Here is a 17,345-nt window from a genome sequence, read left to right on the forward strand (position 1 = left end):
GTACGCTCCTCCTCCGCCTTCTTCCGATCAGCTTCCTCGGCGGCGAGACGCTCCTCCTCCGCCTTCTTCCGATCAGCTTCCTCGGCGGCGAGACGCTCCTCCTCCGCCTTCTTCCGATCAGCTTCCTCGGCGGCGAGACGCTCGTCACCATTCGGGTGGGCGGTGAACGTCGCCGGCACAGCCGGAGGAGCAACGGGAGCGGCGCTGGCGGCAGCAACACGGCTGCCACGCCGACGCCTACCCAGGCCGCTTACGTCTGGCTTAGGCGGCGCTACCGGGCCACTCACCTGCTGTGTTGTCTCCGTCATGCGGCCAGAGCCTCCTCCGCCTCCACCTGGAGGATGCGCTCCACAACCTCAACGACAAGGTCCTCGTAGTCGCGGCCGACCTCTTCTGCCCGCTCCGTCGGAAGAACCTTGCCGACCTCACCCTTCTTCTTCTGCCACCACTTGATTCCGTCGGTGGCCTCAGCAACCTCGTATGCCAGCTGCCCGCGGTCACGGCAGTTGACAGCGACGTTCTCGGCGTCGCGGATGACGCTGTTGAACACCGGCGCGTCGGAGTCCGCGTCGGCCAAGAGCTTCTGAAGTCGCTCCCGGGTCTGCACCCAGAGACCGACAGGTCGGCGTTCCTTCGTCTTCCTGTCGGTGTAGTAGCGGTGGGCAAAGCCGAACAGGACGGCTCCGAGTAGTTCGAGGTCAGGGTTGAGGTGAGCAGTGTCGTCGAAGCGGTGCGACACACCACCCAAGCCGTTAATCGAAGACACATCGCCCGTGGAGACCGGGCTCAACACCCAGCGCGCTGCGGTCAGAGCCAGGATCTGCGGTTCCTTGGTCACTGGCGGGCAGTCAACGATGATCCAGCGGTACTCCGGCGCCATCTTCGCAAGCATGACTGCCAGGCTGAGGTTCGCAGCTTGCCCGTATTTGCTCTGCATTGTGACCATCTGGAAGGGGATCTGTTCCAGCTGCCTGCCACTCGGAACCACGTCCAGCCGAGGGCGGACATCCCGGATCACCTTAGGCAGGTCGCCGAACTGAAGAGCGATAGCGAGGGACTTACCCTCATCCATCTCCTTGTGTCCCTTGATGCCTAGGTCCTCGTGGCTATTGCCCTGAGCGTCAACTTCCACGAGGAGGACGCGGCCGGCGTCGCCACCTTCCTCTGCCTTGGCCGCCTCGCCCTCGGCCAGAAGGCCAGCCATGTGGGAGGCAATGCTCGTCTTCCCTTGCCCGCCCTTGCCGTTGAAGACCGCGATGACGCGGGCGAGGTACGGCCGGAGTGACCGAACGAAGTCATCCAAGACATGCTGCGGGGTCGCGGGCGTGAAGGGCTCCAGAGAGAAGGTTGGAGCCTCGAGCTCTGCCGTAGTCATCGGTTGTGGATTCCCCTCCGAACAGTAGATAGACGCTGGTAGGCGCCCTCTGACGGGCTTTCATCCGGCTCAACCAGCGGCTCGTGTCACCGACACAGAGACGGGACGGGAGCATACCCCAGTGACGGACACGTTGTGGGGCGACACGCCAGGTTGGTGGCTGGTGCTCGGCCCGCACTCCTTGCCCCACCCCTAACTCGCTCCATTGGTGGGCCGGTCGGTCGACCCCGGGATACGCCCTCTGCCTGCCCTGCTGTTCGTTCGGCAGCTAGTTCGCCGACCCCACCCGGCGTATGTCCTGTCGTGAGGTTAGTCAGCGGACCGAACAGACGGCTGCCTGACGATTCCATTCCCTGAACAACAGCTAGTTAGCGCGACTCCCCCAGCGTTGGTTCGTTAGCTAGCGCTATAGCTGGTCACATAGAACAGACCTGGTATAGCTCTTTATTCCGGCCGCAAATAAGGTCAACGCAGAGTTCTGGGCACAGTTCGCAGTAAGGTCTGACAGACAGGCTGTTAGGTTGCACACGCCACAGGCCCAGGAAAGGCCCTGCCAAGGGGTCTAGGCACCAGACTCTATCTAGAGCTAGTGATAGACCCTATCAACCAGCCAAGCTAGAGACAGCTTGAACCCTACGCATACAACTGCGTCTCAGCCTAGGGCAAAGACGAATCCAAGACCTATGCACAAGACGTTCATTAGCCGACCCTGTCAGCTATGCATAAGACTGTCATGCGACTATCCAAGGGACTTATGCGAGGCTCTGACCTGCACAGATACGGCTAGACGCACTCAAGATTGGACGCTCAACACCAGGCAAAATGCTAGATTATTGGATTCGCCGATGTCTGTAACACCAGTCTAACTCGTGCGGTTATGGCTGCACAACAGAGCCGTAAATGAAGCTCCAATTGGAACATATATCTACACACAACTTCGAGCCATATTCGATTGACTGCCGCCTCTTGGTGAGCCAATAATGCGCCCTCGACTCACTTTAAGCGCCCAATGAGCTAAGCGATCTGCCCAAGATTATCTGAGCATTGGACCACTCACAGTCAGTCATAATTACAACCTCTGGGCAGGGCATTTCAATATCAATGGCCAAAAAAGAGCCGAAGTATTCCTTCCAGATCTAGCAGCTCTTGTGAGCCAATCGGCATTCAAACGCAGGGCATCAGGCGGCGGACTCTGCGACGAACACAGCATCGCGGACGCATTTGAGGGTGCGGGTGTCCACTATTGGCCTTGACCAGCACCGCACGGCCCTGCTCGCTAGGCGACAGTGACGACGGATCTGCTCTGGGGGTTGAAGCTCGACGGAGTTTCCAGCGCGAGGCCGATGAGGGTCACGCAGCAACGCGGACGGCACACGGACGGGCTGCGAGGGTGTTCTTCACCAAGAACGGAACCGAAACCGCTCGCCCTCGGCTCTACAGCCGGCCCATCCACGCAGATGGGCCGATCAATGCCCCAGAATCGGACGGTCGTTAGACACTCGTGCTCTGTACACGTCGTGCACAGCAGACGCGCGTTGTGCGGGCGAGTACCCAGCTGGGCTGCAGCCTTCTGGGCACAGACTGTCTCCTGCGCCAGTGCGCCCGCCGCCCATCCCCGCTGCTCAACTCCAGCGCAGGCCAGCACCACTTCTCTTGCCACCATCTCCGCCACGTAGCCCTTCACGTGGGGCATCGCCGTAGCCGGTCAGACAGACACACCGGATGCGCGACCTCGTCGCTGAGTTGCAAACACGTCGTGTATGTTCATGGCCAGGTAGGGCAGGGTCGCGCCGCCGTCGGCCTTGAAGCGCGCTTTCGGCATGTCGGAAGCCACGACCGTTATGGGGGTTCGGATGGGTAGGCCCACATCTCGTCGCCTCTTGTCGGGTTCGCGTGTCAGTGAACTCACCGGACTGCACGGGGTGACACTCGGCAAGCTCGTCAGCGAGGGGTTCCTGCAGCGCGATCGTCGCTCGCTCAAGTACACCGGCGCAGAGCTGGTCGTTGCTCGAGCGCTTGCCCAGCTGCAGACCCGAGCTTCGAAGCCGGAGGCTGACCGCGATCGCAAGGTCGTCCAGGAGATCCGGGATGCCCTGACGAGTGGCAAGGTCACCGAGGCAACGGACGTTGTGGTCGCCGGCGACTTCATCCGACTCACTCACACACCGGGGGAGCGGCTCGATGCAACGGCAGGTCTAAGGGATTTCCGCGTGCTGGGGATCGGTGCATGGGTGACCGAGTTCAAGCAGCGCGAGCCTGAAGCCTTCGACCTGGAAGTCCTGATAGCCGCCGCGTAGGGATCAAGCGGCCAGCTGCAGCCCCTCCCGAAGCTGCGGCGGCATTGTCCTCTGCACCGAACGGCAGACCTACAACTGGCTGGGGCGGGCCCTCCCGAGGCCCGCCCCTACACCCACAGGGGGGACACCCCCCCAGAAAGGAGCCACCTAGAGACGACACCGTCCTCACAACCGCCGGCCACCGTGACTCGCCAGTCCGGCCGAGCGGTCAGTTCAGTACGCCCTCATAGCTCCAGGAGTCAGCTTAACCGTGCCGACCTCGATTTCACTAGCGGACGCCGACAGCGTCACACTCAAGCACCCACAAAACGTCAGATTCCAGCCAACCCAAGATCACTCGGCATCGCCGGCCTGGGTCCTCGCTTTCGCGACTGCTCTGTCTGGTAGCCACCGCGGATTCAAGATCAACCCGGACAACACGTCAGCAGGCTGGGCCGACCTCGAGACTCTCGCTGCGAGCGGCACCGCATTCGCCGTGCGACCAGATCGCCGCTTCCTGGTGGTCGACCTGGACCTCGCGGGCATTCCATCCCACGATGCCCACCTACGTCAGACGGCGTTTGATCGTCTACGGTGGGCTGCGTCCGCCTCCAAAATCGACAGCCTGCTCGTGCACTCGGGCCGACCAGGGCACAAGCACCTGATCTTGGTTCTCGGATCAACAGCGCCCTCAGTTCGCGACGCAATCGAGCGTCAGTGCCGAGAGGCCGGCCTGGACATCCGCACGCGCGGTGTCCGTCCGCCGTTGGCCCCACATCGTTCAGGTGCGCCCTCAACCTTGTCCTGCACGCTCGAGGAAGCCTACGCAGTACTCAAGGCCGCCTCGCCTGGCAGGTCCCAAGTGCTCAGCCTCGCCAGGGCGTTGGGGGTCACGCCGCTCTCTCGTCGCATGGAGCGGGTACTCCGCGAAGGGCATGCCGCTGGAGGCTACGAGAGCGCGTCCAATGGTCGGATGGCTTTCGCCCTGGCAGCCGTCTCCTCCGGACGTGGCCACGACTTCATTCGCACGGCTCTACTTGATCCGCAAAATGCGCTGGGCGAGACGTTTCGCGCCAAAAAGACTGCATGGCAAGACGCCGAAGTAGAACGTCTCTGGTCGTTGGCATTGGCGCGTCAAGGTTCCTGGTCTGAACCGCGAATCGTTAGTCGAACGGAGGCCCTAGAGCGAGTTGTGCGCTGGAATTCTGCTCTGGATTGCGACACCTGGCGCGGCACCTCCGGGGGCACAGACAAGGCTGTCTGTGAGGCAATCGCTCGGCTTGCCTACGCACAAGGAGGAGTCGATTTCTCTGCAGGCCTTGCGGTAATTGCTGTTGCGTCGGGAGTGTGCGAAGCAACAGCTCGCGAGTCAGTTAAGCGGATTCATACTCGCGGCTGGTTGCGGGTGATTGAGACGCATACTGCATCGACAGCCACGCGGTATCGGCTCCTCATTCCAGAACGCTTCAGAATCCAGTCTCAACAGCTGCCCACTAAGGTGCCAGATCCCATCGACCCCAGCACGGGCATGCCTCACGACCTCGACGCTGAAGATGACCTCGGTAGCGATGTCGCGCGCTGGAACGCCATCGGCAAGCCAGCCATGTTGGCGTGGCGCGCGCTCGACGACTTGACTCCCCAGCCGGTCGAGGCCGTGGCCGCGGCCCTCAACATCTCTCACACTGCCGCTCGACTTCGCCTACTGAAGCTCGAACGCCACGGGCTCGCCGTGCGTAGAGCACGATTGTGGACACGTCAGCACGTAGACCAAGAGCTTCTGGCAGTTGAACTGGGCACGTCAGGGAAGCGTGAGCAACAGGTTCAGAGGCTCCTTGCCAAACGTCAGGCGCGGAGCACGCTACGAAGCCTGTGGAGTTCAGCATTCAAATGTTTTCGGGAACACGCCAAGAAGGGGAATGACTCACCGCCAAACCTTCCCGGTTGGGTAGAGCAATCCGTGCCAAAGCGGATCCTTTGGGCTTGGACTCAACGATTGCGTCATCGCAATCATCAGTCGACGTAAAAACTGCATCTCTTCCTTAGCTCAATCGTCCACCCATAGGTGCCTGTATGACCCTAGGTCTGCGGGCTCATTGGCATGCCGTTTTTTAAGGACCTGTGGCTCTCTAGGAGACACATTTGCTGCCTCTGATCACTCATGCTTCTTACAGAAGTGGATCTCCGGCACGAGAGTGGGTGTGGGCTTCCCTGAAAAGCCGAGTGCTCGCAGCAGAAGTGTTCCAACCTCAACCCCTCCAGTAGCCCCGCGGGGCGGGGGGAGTGAAAGAGGGATTGAAATTGGAACAAGCTCAAAGCAGGTGTCTGCTATCGGTGACTGCAATATTGCGGAAAATCAACTTCCGGAAAAAGGTGGTCCTGGCTGAGGGGGGAGCAAGGTGATCGGATTGCCAGCGGGCAGGTGTGCTGTTGGGTCGGTGGGGTTCGTGTTGGTTGCGACGCCGTGGACCCGCAGGTGCGCCTGGCCTGATTGGTAACCCTCGGCACCGCCGGGGTCTTCTCGGACTTCGTGATCGAGGTCGGTGGTGGGGGTTGCTCCCGTGTTGTCGATGAGAAACGGGTTGAGATTCATGCCGATAGGTGCGCGTGCTGGCCGTCTTGCTGCGGTTGGTGCTCTGGGTGCGTCGTTGGTCGTGTCGGGTGTGTTGCTGGCGCCTGGTGCGCAGGCCGCGGACACGGGGCACGGGAAGATCAGCTGCTCGGCGGTGAAGGTGAGGAAGTCGCCGGCGAAGAACGCGACCGCGGTGGGGGTGGCGTACAAGGGCGACAAGATCGCGTATGACCAGTTTGCGTACAAGCGGGCTGAGAAGACGTGGTACACCCGTGGCACGGTGACGCGGAAGTCGGACGGCAAGAAGGTGCGGGGGTACGTGTTCTACAAGTGCGCGAACCCGTACGGCACGAACCCGGCGCCGACCCCGCCGATCCCCAAGAAGTAGTCGTTCTCGGCGTGTTCGCAGGTGCCTGGCCGGTGGGCCGGTCGTGGTGATGGAGGTGTCCTTCGTGCAGCAACGTCCCCTTGCTCTACGGCAGCGAGCCGTGGTCGATGTCCCGGCGCGACGTCGGCCTGCCGCTGTGCCTGCGGTGTTCCGCTCCGCCGAGAACACCGTCGAAGCCTTCCGCCTGGACCTGCGGCGCCCTGTGCCGACGGGGGACAGGGCCTGGCTGTTGTCCCCGTTCTCCCATCCCGCGTAGCCGGGCCGGCGCGCCCGCACCGATCAAGGATCTTGCTGTATGACCGTCCCGCCCTCGCCTGCTCACCCCAGTCATCCGGGCCTGCGGTATCCGCCGGGAAGCGTGCCGCCGCAGCAGGGGAGCGGCGGCACGCCCTCGGGCGGCTGGCAGATGCCGCCCGGTGCCGGCGCGGGCGCCGGTTTCCCGGCGCCGACCGCCGTGCAGGCGGTGTGCCGGGTGTGCGGGGGAGCGCCCGCGGCGATGGCCACGTTCCGCCGCCATCAGGGGCTGCTGTTCCTGATGAGGTTCAACCGGATCGACGGACCGTTCTGCCGTGACTGCGGCACGGCGGTCTACCGGGAGCAGACTGCGGGCACGCTCTGGCAGGGCTGGTGGTCCCCGTTGAGCCTGGTCCTGTTCACCCCGGGCACGCTGATCGCCAACCGGGTCGCGCTGGGACGGGTGAACAAGCTGTCCGACCCGACGGGGCGCGTTCCCGGCTATGGGGCGCGTCCCGGCAAGGAGGTCCTGCGGAGGGCCTCCTCACTGGTGGCGCTGGTGCCGCTGGCCTGGGCGATCTGGGTGCTGGCCAACATCATCAACGAGGTCTCCTCCTGATAGCTGTGCCAGGGCCCGGAGCCCGGCTCTCGACCTGGCCGCGCCCGGTCCGCCCGCACCGGATGCCGACGTGGCCGCCTCCGCGTCACCAATGCAATCCCCGTGCCCCGGCCGTGCCCGGGCACACACGATCTGAGGGGCTTCTTCATGCATAACCCGCAGCCTGCGCCGACCCGTCGTCTGTACCTGTTGCCGGCGGCCGCGGTGACGGCAGCTGTCTGCACCGTGACCGCGTGCGGAGCCGGCGCCGGCGCCACGGCGAAGGGCGTCTCCCAGAGCAGCGCCTCGGCCTCGCCGAAGCAGCTGGTTCTCGGCCAGCCCGGCCCGGTACAGGAGCTGGGACAGGCGGCCTCGAAGTTCCAGATCACTCCGGTGAAGGTCGTCGAGGGCACCCACGACGACCTCAAGGAGCTCGATGACCCGGGCAAGTACAAGGCGAAGAAGGTCGCTTGGGTCTACGTGAAGGCGAAGAACGTCGGCAGCAAAGCGGCCAAGGACACTCTCGTGATGAGCGATGTCGGTGCGGAGGCCAACGGGAGCCCGGCCCAGAAGCTGCTGCTGCTGATGGGCGATCTGAGCAGCCGGCCGAAGGACTGCCTGGGCAACAACGGCCGCACCGAGCTGGGCACGGACGATATCTGGAAGCCGGGGGAGCAGCGCACAGTGTGCGAGCCCTACCTGCTGCCCGTGGACACGAAGATCACCGACGTCACCTATTCTCAGGGCTTCTACAAGGAGCCCCTGAAGTGGCACGTGTGACCCAGGGTGTCCGGCACCAGAGGGGGACTTAGGTGATCAGCGGCCGGTACGCCGTGTGGGATCTGCTGGTCGTGCTGCCTCCCGTCCTCGGCGCGGTCCAGTTGCTGCTCCCCTTCGCCTTCCGGGTCCGGCCGACCCAGATCGGCCGGCGCGCGGCCGCGCTCGCCGCGATGTGGGCGGTGTTCGCGGCCGCGGCCCTCGGGCTGCCCCGGGTGGAACAGGCGATGCGCGAGGAACTGGGCGGCAACGGCCTCGCGAGCAACTCCTGGATCATCACCACGGTGTTCGGCATCGTCATGACGGCGCTGCTCGCGTCCGCGACGGCGACCGTCGTGCGCGAGTGCCGCAAGCACGTGCTGATGCAGCCGGTCGCGGAGAGGGAACTGCATGTCCTGCGCCCGCTGGCCGCCGCGGTCCGCGACGAGGGGTCCGGGGCCGCCGAGTGGGCCAAGACCGCGGTGGACTGCGCCGAGGAAGAACTGCGGCACGGCCGCGGCGCCCAGGCCGTCTGGCTGCTGCGCTCGGCCGCCGAAACGATCTGCGAGGCCGACCCCGACGGGAGGCTCGCACCACGTGCAGCCGCGTCGCGTGACCGTCTCCAAGCCGCCGGTTCGACCGCGAAGGCGTTCACCAGCCGGGACCTGGACGACCCCTCGACGGTGTAGCCCCGATCCGGCGGACGCCACCAGGCCGTGCCCCGGCCCCTTCCCGGATACCGCTGCCTCCTCGGGAGGTACGCCTCTCGGCCGGGCCTTGCACAGAAGACGATTTCACCAGCTCAGAGCGTTGGTTTCACCGGCTCTGGAACGAACGTCGCCACGGAACTGCGGGAACGCAGACGTGAAAGAGACGGGTGCAGCTCATAGAGCCGAAGACTTTCGAGCTACCCCGGCATACACGGCGACCTGCCTGTCCGTGACCAGGCCCGGGCCGCTCGCAGGTTCAGGGCGCCACCGGTGCGCCACAGCGAGTCCTGGATCAATGAGGTCGAGTCCGTGGAAGAAGCGCGACACCTCCGCCCGAGTGCGTACCTGGACAGGGGTCCCGGCTTGCGCGTAGACGTCGACGACGGCCTTCATCGCGTCCGGCGCGAAGTCCCCGGTGACATGCGACAGACTCAGGTGCGAACCCGAGGGCATTGCCTGCATGAGGCGGCGCACGATGCGGTAGGGCTCGTCGCCGGTGACGTACTCCAGCAGGGCGTGCAGGCTCAGCGCGACCGGCTCCTCGAAGTCGAGGATGCCCTCGCTTCTGACCGTGTCGATGAGAGCAGCCGGATCGGTGATGTCGGCCTGAACGCAGCAGGTCTTGCCCTTGGCCGTGCCGTCGAGGAGGGAGTCGCCGTAGACGAGCACGATCGGGTCGTTGTCCACGTAGACAACCCGGCACTCCGGCGCGGCGCTCTGGGCGACCTCGTGCAGGTTGGGTGACATCGGCATGCCGGTGCCTATATCGATGTACTGGCGCACTCCCAACCGGGCGAGGCAGCGTACAGAGCGGTGCATGAAGGCCCGGTTGGCGCGGGCTGCGGTCTCGGCCGCGGGAAACAAGCGCATGACGGTCTCGGCCGCTTCGCGGTCCACCATGTAGTTGCTCTTCCCACCGAGGAGGTAGTCGTACATCCGCGCGCTGTGCGCCCTGTCCTGGCCCAGTGCCGAGTCGGACTGCATACTCACAGGTCATTCTCCTCCCGCTGACGTGCGGTCACCGTAGGCAGCTTGGCACACCTCGCGGTGCTCACTCTGGCGACATCCCGGCATACACGCTGGTCAACGGCCGGACGTGAAGAGGAGGGGTCCTGCAATTGCAGGCCGGAGGCAAGCTCGACACCGCCCGGCGCAAGGGCACCAGTTTCGTGCACCTTTTCGGCCAAGCCTCCCTCGGCCTGCGGCCACGTGCGGGCATCCGCAGGTGCCTCCGCACCATGGGCCCATCGTCTACGGTTACGCGACATGAAGGTCCTGATTGTCGGCGGCAGCGGATTCCTCGGCGCCGAGTTGGTGCGCCAGGCGACGGCAGACGGCCACGCGACCGCCGCCACCTACGCGACCCGACCGGGCTCCCTCCCCGGCACGGCCTGGCACGCCCTGGATCTGCGCGACCCCGACCGTCTCGACGCAGTGGTCGCCGAGACCGACCCGGGCGTCATCATCAACACGACCAGCGGCGACGCCGACTGGGAGGTCACGGCGGAGGGCCCCGCACGCCTGGCACTGGCCGCGGCGAAGCATGGCTGCCGCTTGGTCCACGTCAGCAGCGACGCCGTCTTCTCCGGTACCCGCGGCGGCCCGTACGACGAGACCTGCCGCCCCGACCCGATCACCCCCTACGGCGCCGCGAAAGCAGCGGCCGAGACCAGCGTCCGCTACCTCGCCCCCGACGCCGTCGTCGCCCGCACCTCGCTCATCATCGGCGGCATCGAGTCCGCACACGTACGCGTGGTCCACGACCTCGCGGCCGGCCGCCGGGAGGGAGCGCTGTTCACCGACGACATCCGCTGCCCCGTCCACGTTGCCGATCTCGCCGCCGCCCTGCTGGAACTCGCCGCCACCGACGCGCACGGCGTGCACCACCTCGCCGGCGCCGACGCTGTCACCCGGCACGAACTCGGCCTCCTCATCGCCCAACGCGACGGGCTCGATCCCACCCGACTGGCCCGGGGCCTGCGGGCCGACACGGCACTTCCCGGAGCCCTCGAAGTCCGCCTCGACAGCCGCGCCACCCAACGCAAGCTGCGTACCACGCTCCGCGGAGCCCACGACTTCCTCGCCGCAAGCACCTGAGCGCCGACCGCCGCGTCGCCGTGGCTCGAAAGCGGCGCTCGGCGGTCCGGTGCGACCGCATCCTGTGAACCACCAGCCGCTCAACCTGCTTATGGTGCTCACTACTTGTCCGCAACACCGAGCTGATCCGACGGAGCCCGTGTGCCTTCCCACCCAGAGCACGAGCGCGCAGAGATTCTGCTGCCGGCCATGGCCCGCGCCCTGGGGCGCATCCGCTACCTCGCCGAAGATCTCCCCGACATCGCCGACGTGCTCGATGCCATGGACGAAGCCATAGCGGCGGGCATCTCCATACCCGTCGAGGAGGTTCCGGAGGCGACCGGTACCGCCAAGTCCCTGAGCGAGAGCGAGCGCGCTCTGGACGCGCTATTGTCCCGGGCGCTGCTGAAAATGCCGGATGACCTGACGGCCGGGCTGCCGGAGCATGACTTCGACGCAGCAATGGAGGGGGAGTTCCAGAACTCCTGGCAGAAGACCGCCGAGGCCGTCGCCACCGGCGAGTTGAACCAGGCCACCCTGATACTCCAGCACACCTCCTACCCCGCGCTCGCACGTATCGAGAACGGGCTCGCGAACTGGGCACACTGCCTGGAGGCGGCGGCGTTCCGACGAAACCCGCCCGATCGCACCTGATGCCGGCCGTCGAGACGAACAGGCCCCCGCCGACCCTGACGTGAGACCCGCTCCACGGCCCCCGAGGCAGCGGACCCATGGATCGTCGGGTCGGTGCAGTGGTGGCGCTCTGAGCGAGAAATCCGCCGTGGGTGTCACACCGCAGCCCAGACGCGCACCTGTAGCCGGTGAGAAGGGGCGCATCCCCTCTCGCCAGCCACCGCACGCGATCCAGGAGCGTCTCGATGACCGTTGTTGCGACCACGCCCACCCTGCCCGCCGACGTCCTCGCCTTCGTCCGGCAACCGCCGGCCGCACCGCCCGCCCGGCTCACCCAGGCACGTCAACTGCTGCGCGAGCCCGGCATAAGGCCCCTGCTCGAGGAGGCCGCGCACATTCCGCAGCTGCGCCCGGGGGTGCTGGTGCTGGCCCAGGTCGACGTCGGCGACGCCCCCGACACGGTGTTCTCCGCGCGAGCCGAGCACTGGATGCGCGTCACCCAGACCAGCTGGCAGGAATCGGCCGCCTTCCTCTCTGACGTGGCCTGGCAGGCCCGCCGCGACGGCCGCCGCCTGAGCGAGCAGATCCCTGCCAGCACCGACCGCGGCGCCGACGAGATCACCGTCCGAACCCGCATCCACCTCCTGGGCCTCGCACTGCGCTACGACTTCCGCCGTGTCGCCCTGGAGGAACTGCTGCGTACCCACCGCGGACCCTGGGACGTCTTCACCCGCGCGCTGTACGCGTTCGCGCTGCTCGGCCAGTCCAAGCCGCAGGGACTCCAGGTGATGGACGAAGTCCTGGCCAAGGCCGGCGACGACGTGAAGGTGCTCCACACGCTGCTGCACGGCCTGTGGCTCGGCGACGGGCTGCCCCAGCGCCACCAGCACATGCTGGGCATCCTCTCCCGGCCGCCGTTCCACCGCCGCACCGACCCGGTGGCACTGTTCAGGGAAGCCAGCGTCCTGCGGGAGATGCGGTGTTTCGGCGAGGCCCTGGCCACCATCGACCGCGCGCTGGAACTGCTGCCGCCCGGCGACCCCGGCGTCCACGACGACCTGGTCCGGGAACGAGCACTGATCATCGTGGCCCGTGAAGCCAGCACGTGGACCCCCGCTCCGCCCACTGACTCTGCGCCGTGACCTGCGCTCGTGTGGCCGCGACCACGACCGGCGTGCCGCAGCGAGTCCGGCCGCGGCGCCCCCTCCGCCGCGAGGAGCAGCGCGGTGCGCACGGCCTGTGGCGGCGAGGTTGCCAGCCCGCGGCAGGAAGCGGGCGCGGTCGCGTGGCAAGGGGCGGTACGCCGGCCCGAGCGGCCCGTGCCCCCGACGTCCGCGAGATGGCGCACCGCCACCTGTCACACGAGGGCGCCGTTCGGCACCTGTAGCAGACGAACACGACGATGAAGGAGGGACCATGCCACTCATGTCGACGTCAGAAACATCGGCACCGACGCGGAGTACAGCTGCAGGGGCAAGCCGGCGGCGACCCGCGCCGTCTTGGATCGGTGACATCTCGCAGGCTCGCAGCCTCATTCCACCCGTCCGGCTCATCGCGGCCCGGCTTCACCAGGACATCACGGGGGGCCTGCTGCCTTCTGCTCGCACCATCCAACAGCTCTTCGGCATTGCCGGCGAGACCGTGCACAGCGTGATTCGCGTGCTGACGGACGAGGCGTCCGTCCCCCAGGGCCCCGGTACTTCCGTTCGGCTTGAGCAGGAGTCCGCCTCTGCGACCGCCGCCGGTCCCCTCGGCACGACGTCCGGCCTGACGCGGTACCAACAGATTGCCTTCGACCTCCGTGAGCAGATCACGGCGGGCGAACTCGCCCCGGGCGCGAAGATGCCTTCGGGGGTTGACCTGGAAAGGCGCTACGGGGTGGCGTCCATGACCGTCCGCAGGGCCCTGCAGATCCTGCGCGACGAAGGACTCATTCACGCCGTCGGCCGGAGCAACGTCGTCGCCTGGAGCAAGGACGACTCGCGAGCGAGTGCCGCAAACGAGGAACCAGAAGCGGGCCTGCGCCACACCGTGTCCACCATCACGGACACCGCGCTCGATGAGCTGTACGCCGAACTCGCGCAGCTCCGGCGCCGGGTGGCCACCCAGCCGGCCGTCACGGAGCCCGACTGCGTGGCCCGGCCAGCGCCGGGTATTGATGCGTTGCGGCCGTGAGCGTCGACGCCTGGACCACTTCCGGGTCTCCGTTCCGGTCGTCCGGGCCGGGACAGAGCACCGGAGGGGCGCGTCGGGCACCGGCGGTCATCGCAGCCCGCACCCACGCGCCCAGTCGATCAGTGCGGGCCGCTCGCATAAGCGAGGTGAGCGAGCAGCAGCACCGAAGGACGGCCCAGGACATCGTCGACATCCCCATGGGCGCGGTAGAGGGCCAGAGCGGCGTCGGCGAGCGTGAGCAACTCATGGCGCCGGAAGGCGACATCGACGTCCACGGCGTGCGGACGGCCTTCGTCAAGGTCGTCCAGGACCAGGGCCAGGCGCTCCAGCAGCGGTCGCGCCGCCGCCGGAAGCGGCGTACGGGCCGACGCCGCGTGATGCTGCTGGGCCAGGAGGTGGCAGGCACGTGCCAGAACCACCAGATCCGTCCTGGTCAGATCGCTGCTCGTGAGGGGCACCATGGCGGAGTCGGCCAGCCCGAGCACCCGCCACAGCCCGGCCGGGGCACGGTCATCGGGTGCGGGCTGGCCCGCGCAGGCGCAGCGGCCGGAGTCGGGAAGGAATTCCGCGCAGCCGGGGCGTGGGCACAGGTCGGTCTCGGCGACAGCGGCGAGCACGAAGCGCAGCCACAGCCGGCCGTCGCCGGACCGCAGGTGCAGCGCCTCGGCCGACGTGCACCAGGCAGTGCCGGCAGGGTCGGCCCGCAGGACCCGTCGGGCCGCCAGCAGGACGTCCAGGCCGGGGAGTTGACGATGGCCGGGATCGGCGGGAGCGGTCCAGCCGGTGTCGCTACGGACGTGGACGACGTAGTCGGCGTCCGGGTCGATCACCTGGCGGGCGGCGGCGTAGTTCATGCGATCACTCCGTGGGTGGCGGGGCGGGGGTGCTCGTGCTCGCCCGTGTTGTTCACTTCGACCAGCAGCAGGCCGGGGCCGTCGTTCTGGTCCTCGATGTGGACGTAGGGCACGTCGGTGGCGGCGCCCCACCGGGCGCGGCGGCGGATGAGGACGCTGACGCCGAAGACCGCGATCTCGTAGACGTCGCTGGGGGTGTCGTCCTCGGGGCTGGCGTCGACGACGGTGACCGAGGCGTCGCGGACGCACAGGAGGTAGGGGTCGGACACGTGATGCTCCAGAAAGGGCAGGTCGGGAAAGGGAGGGGCCAGGCCGCGGTCAGCGGCGCGGCGCGGGGGGAAGGGCCTCCGGGCTGGCGATGCCGAGGTCGACGCGGACCTGAAGGCCCTCGACGAGGAGGTGCGCCTCGGCGCGCACCATCCGGCCGACCGCCTCGTCCTCGTCCATTCCGTCGGCAAGGCGCAGCGTCCCGTTGCCGCACGCGGTGAAACCGGCCTGGATCAGCACGGCGCGGGCGCGGGGTGCGGTCGTGGCGGCGGTCACCGCAGTGCCGCAGACCGTGATGTGGGCGTCGGGTGCGCCGGCCCCGGACGGCCGGTGGTGGCAGGTCCAGGCCAGCTCGACGATGTCCAGGGTGTGGGGGAGGAGCTGATCGATCGCGTCGCCGGTCCGGGCGGCCGTGCCCGGCGTTCCGGGGGCGAGCAGATAGACGGTGCGTCCGAGGTGCTCGCGCGGGCTGAAGCCGGCCGAGGTGAGGATGCCGGGGCCGGCCGGGACCGGCGTGTTCAGGAGGGCGAAGGTCCAGGCGTCGTCGGTCGAGCCGAAGAAGACGTCGTTGTGGTCGGTCAGGGCCATTCCAGGGGGCCTTTCAGTGACAAGGGCGGGAACGCGCGACAGGGGGCCGGCGGCTACGCAGCCGGTGTGCCGAGGTAGGACCGGAGCAGGCGCAGTGCGGTGAAGATGTGCCGGGCGCGGCCGTCGCCGTCCTGGTCGGCGAAGTCGCGCTCCTCGCTGGCCCAGCAGTAGTCGACGACGTCGGTGATGCCGGCGCGGATCGCGGGCGGCAGCAGCGCGGCGGGCGCACCGCCGTGCGGGTCGTCGGGGGCGGCGACGGGAACGTCGCCGAGCTGGTCTAGGCGGACGGTGCCCGGCTCGATGGTCAGGGCGCTGACGTGGACGCCGTCCGCACGGGGAACGTCCGGGGCGATCTCCTCGCCGGTGGCGGCCTCCACGCGCTCACGGGCATCGTCCACGCTTGTCCCGGTGGCGCGGACCATCACGGTGGCCAGGGCGAGGAAGGCCACCTCCGCCCGTCGGCGGGTGCCTGCCGGGGGAGCGTAGGTGGCGGGGTCCAAGACCGTCAGGGCCTCTCCGATCGCGTGGGACAGGCGGGAGGGGACGAGGCTGGAGGACTGCAGCAGCGCGAGCTTGTCACCGGGGGCCGCCGCGTCGACGGCGTCGAGCAGCTGCCGGTCACCGGCGTCGTCGCCGGCCCACTGGGACGCCTCGGAGGTGAGTGCGTCCAGGAGCGCTTCGGCTGCGGCCGTGCGGGCGTTCGGGGTGGTCATCTGTGATCCTCGGGGTGCGGAGCCGGACCCGTATCGGACGGGTCCTGTGGTTGTGGGACAGGAGGGGCCGGAGATATCAGGACGGGGCGGGGACGGCGTGGGCCAGACTGAGCCGGGTGAGGGGGGTGTCGCTGTTCCACATCTCGATGCAGTCAGGGCAGGTGGCCAGCCGGGGATCGGCGGCGGCCGGGCGGTCGACGCCTCCGCACAGGGCCGGTCCGGCGGGACCGGGTGCCAGTGGGCGGGGGAGCGGGGTCGGCCGCCAGCGGCGGGGGTCGGTCCGCTCCGGGATGCACGCGTCGGCGAAGGGGACCGGGGGCGCCTCGTGGACGGCGAGGGCCAGCTGGAGCAGCCGGTCGCGCACGGCCTCTCGCGGGCCGTGGAGGGCGATGCCGTTGCTGCCGGTCCACACGGCGACGGCGATCTCGCCGGGCTCGACCACCGCCCCGTCGATGTCCTCGCCAGGAAAGAGCAGTTCAGCCCCGCTGGAGGCGTGGGCCCATTCGAGTCGGTCACTCATCAGGAAAGTCCTTGCGGAAGTGGGGAAGCAGAGGAGGAAGGGGATGGGGGCGTGGCTCGGCGGCGCGCGCCCCGCGCGGGCAGAGCCGGGGTTCACCCGGGCTCCCACGCACCCCGGACGGTGAACTGGCCGGTGTTGAGGTCCACCACCAGCCGCGATCCCGCGACGGGACAGGTGAAGCTGGAGTAGTCGCGCAGTACGCCCTCGACATCGGTGCCGCCGTAGTCGACCGGCGTCTTCGCCCCCGACTCGTGCCGGGCGACAGCGTTGAGGTCCCAGCACACGGGGTCGTAGTCGTTGTCGTGCGTGCTGAAGGTGACCAGGGTGACCGGCTCGGCATGGTCGGTGAGCCCGTCACGGTGCAGCAGGGCACTGTCCGCGCGCAGCGCGGCCAGGAGCCGGGTCTCGACCCGAGCGAAGCGGCGAGTGCTGATGCGTCTGGCCAGCTCGTCGAGCTGCTCCTCGGTCAGGGCGTCGAGGAGGGGGTCGATGATCGATTCGGTGGTGAGCACCGAGCTGGTGGTGAGTACCAAGCCAGTGGCGTGGGCCGGGCCGGGGCGGTCGCTCATGACGTGAACTCCTGCGGAGAGAAGGGCCGAAGAGAATCGGGCGG

18 protein-coding genes and 1 pseudogene are annotated in these 17,345 nt (G+C 67.5%); 10 read left to right on the plus strand and 9 right to left on the minus strand.

The window, feature by feature from the left end; all coding sequences use genetic code 11:
• Both ACFV3R_RS10740 and ACFV3R_RS10745 read right to left on the minus strand, forming a co-directional pair.
• A pseudogene (locus ACFV3R_RS10740) lies at positions 1-308 on the minus strand (hypothetical protein); the annotation flags it as partial.
• Entirely contained in the window at positions 305-1,375 is a 1,071-nt protein-coding gene (locus tag ACFV3R_RS10745; RefSeq protein WP_385578906.1) for a ParA family protein, read from the minus strand. The gene ACFV3R_RS10745 and the pseudogene ACFV3R_RS10740, both read right to left, overlap by 4 nt.
• A gap of 1,922 nt (positions 1,376-3,297) precedes the next feature.
• Between ACFV3R_RS10745 and ACFV3R_RS10750 the strand changes: the two genes are divergently transcribed.
• The 6 genes from ACFV3R_RS10750 to ACFV3R_RS10775 all read left to right on the plus strand — a co-directional run bounded on the left by ACFV3R_RS10750 (position 3,298) and on the right by ACFV3R_RS10775 (position 8,885).
• Entirely contained in the window at positions 3,298-3,672 is a 375-nt protein-coding gene (locus tag ACFV3R_RS10750; RefSeq protein WP_385578909.1) for a hypothetical protein, read from the plus strand.
• Between the two features lie 952 nt (positions 3,673-4,624).
• Entirely contained in the window at positions 4,625-5,674 is a 1,050-nt protein-coding gene (locus ACFV3R_RS10755) for a hypothetical protein (RefSeq protein ID WP_385578912.1), read from the plus strand.
• A 700-nt stretch (positions 5,675-6,374) separates the two neighbouring features.
• Positions 6,375-6,608 (plus strand): hypothetical protein, encoded by a 234-nt coding sequence (locus ACFV3R_RS10760; RefSeq protein WP_385578915.1) that lies wholly within the window; start codon positions 6,375-6,377, stop codon positions 6,606-6,608.
• A 295-nt stretch (positions 6,609-6,903) separates the two neighbouring features.
• Positions 6,904-7,461, plus strand: a complete 558-nt coding sequence (locus ACFV3R_RS10765) for a hypothetical protein (RefSeq protein ID WP_385578918.1) — start codon at positions 6,904-6,906, stop codon at positions 7,459-7,461.
• A 147-nt stretch (positions 7,462-7,608) separates the two neighbouring features.
• On the plus strand, positions 7,609-8,220 hold the full coding sequence (locus ACFV3R_RS10770; protein WP_385578921.1) for a hypothetical protein: 612 nt from the start codon (positions 7,609-7,611) through the stop codon (positions 8,218-8,220).
• Positions 8,221-8,252: 32 nt separating this feature from the next.
• A complete protein-coding gene (locus tag ACFV3R_RS10775) occupies positions 8,253-8,885 on the plus strand; it encodes a hypothetical protein (RefSeq protein WP_385578924.1) in 633 nt (210 codons plus the stop codon).
• A 195-nt stretch (positions 8,886-9,080) separates the two neighbouring features.
• Here ACFV3R_RS10775 and ACFV3R_RS10780 read toward each other — a convergent pair whose 3' ends face one another.
• Complete coding sequence (locus ACFV3R_RS10780) at positions 9,081-9,890, minus strand: SAM-dependent methyltransferase (RefSeq protein ID WP_385579151.1); 810 nt, start codon at positions 9,888-9,890, stop codon at positions 9,081-9,083.
• Positions 9,891-10,172: 282 nt separating this feature from the next.
• On the opposite strand from ACFV3R_RS10780, the gene ACFV3R_RS10785 reads away from it, so the two are divergent.
• The 4 genes from ACFV3R_RS10785 (at position 10,173) to ACFV3R_RS10800 (ending at position 13,790) form a co-directional block, all read left to right on the plus strand.
• Positions 10,173-11,003 carry an SDR family oxidoreductase gene (locus ACFV3R_RS10785; protein ID WP_385578928.1) on the plus strand — a complete coding sequence of 277 codons (831 nt, stop codon included), beginning with the start codon at positions 10,173-10,175 and terminating at the stop codon, positions 11,001-11,003.
• Between the two features lie 141 nt (positions 11,004-11,144).
• Positions 11,145-11,636, plus strand: coding sequence for a hypothetical protein (locus tag ACFV3R_RS10790; RefSeq protein ID WP_385578931.1), 492 nt, complete (start codon positions 11,145-11,147; stop codon positions 11,634-11,636).
• A 224-nt stretch (positions 11,637-11,860) separates the two neighbouring features.
• Positions 11,861-12,757, plus strand: coding sequence for a hypothetical protein (locus ACFV3R_RS10795; protein ID WP_385578934.1), 897 nt, complete (start codon positions 11,861-11,863; stop codon positions 12,755-12,757).
• 283 nt (positions 12,758-13,040) lie between these two features.
• On the plus strand, positions 13,041-13,790 hold the full coding sequence (locus ACFV3R_RS10800) for a GntR family transcriptional regulator (RefSeq protein WP_385578937.1): 750 nt from the start codon (positions 13,041-13,043) through the stop codon (positions 13,788-13,790).
• A 119-nt stretch (positions 13,791-13,909) separates the two neighbouring features.
• Here the strand turns inward: ACFV3R_RS10800 and ACFV3R_RS10805 are convergent, their stop codons facing one another.
• The 6 genes from ACFV3R_RS10805 to ACFV3R_RS10830 form a co-directional block, all read right to left on the minus strand.
• The gene (locus tag ACFV3R_RS10805) at positions 13,910-14,644 is read right to left on the minus strand and encodes a hypothetical protein (RefSeq protein WP_385578940.1); all 735 of its coding nucleotides are present in this window, start codon (positions 14,642-14,644) and stop codon (positions 13,910-13,912) included.
• Complete coding sequence (locus tag ACFV3R_RS10810) at positions 14,641-14,913, minus strand: hypothetical protein (RefSeq protein WP_385578943.1); 273 nt, start codon at positions 14,911-14,913, stop codon at positions 14,641-14,643. Before ACFV3R_RS10810 ends, ACFV3R_RS10805 begins: the two co-directional genes overlap by 4 nt.
• 49 nt (positions 14,914-14,962) lie before the next feature.
• Positions 14,963-15,499 (minus strand): hypothetical protein, encoded by a 537-nt coding sequence (locus ACFV3R_RS10815; RefSeq protein WP_385578946.1) that lies wholly within the window; start codon positions 15,497-15,499, stop codon positions 14,963-14,965.
• A gap of 53 nt (positions 15,500-15,552) precedes the next feature.
• Positions 15,553-16,212 (minus strand): hypothetical protein, encoded by a 660-nt coding sequence (locus ACFV3R_RS10820; RefSeq protein WP_385578949.1) that lies wholly within the window; start codon positions 16,210-16,212, stop codon positions 15,553-15,555.
• Between the two features lie 76 nt (positions 16,213-16,288).
• Positions 16,289-16,732: a hypothetical protein gene (locus ACFV3R_RS10825; RefSeq protein ID WP_385578952.1), complete on the minus strand. Its 444-nt coding sequence runs from the start codon at positions 16,730-16,732 to the stop codon at positions 16,289-16,291.
• A 92-nt stretch (positions 16,733-16,824) separates the two neighbouring features.
• Positions 16,825-17,301, minus strand: coding sequence for a hypothetical protein (locus tag ACFV3R_RS10830; RefSeq protein ID WP_385578955.1), 477 nt, complete (start codon positions 17,299-17,301; stop codon positions 16,825-16,827).
• Between the last annotated feature and the right edge of the window lie 44 nt (positions 17,302-17,345).

The organism is Streptomyces sp. NPDC059740 (assembly GCF_042733155.1).
In the GTDB taxonomy this organism is placed as follows: Bacteria; Actinomycetota; Actinomycetes; order Streptomycetales; family Streptomycetaceae; genus Streptomyces.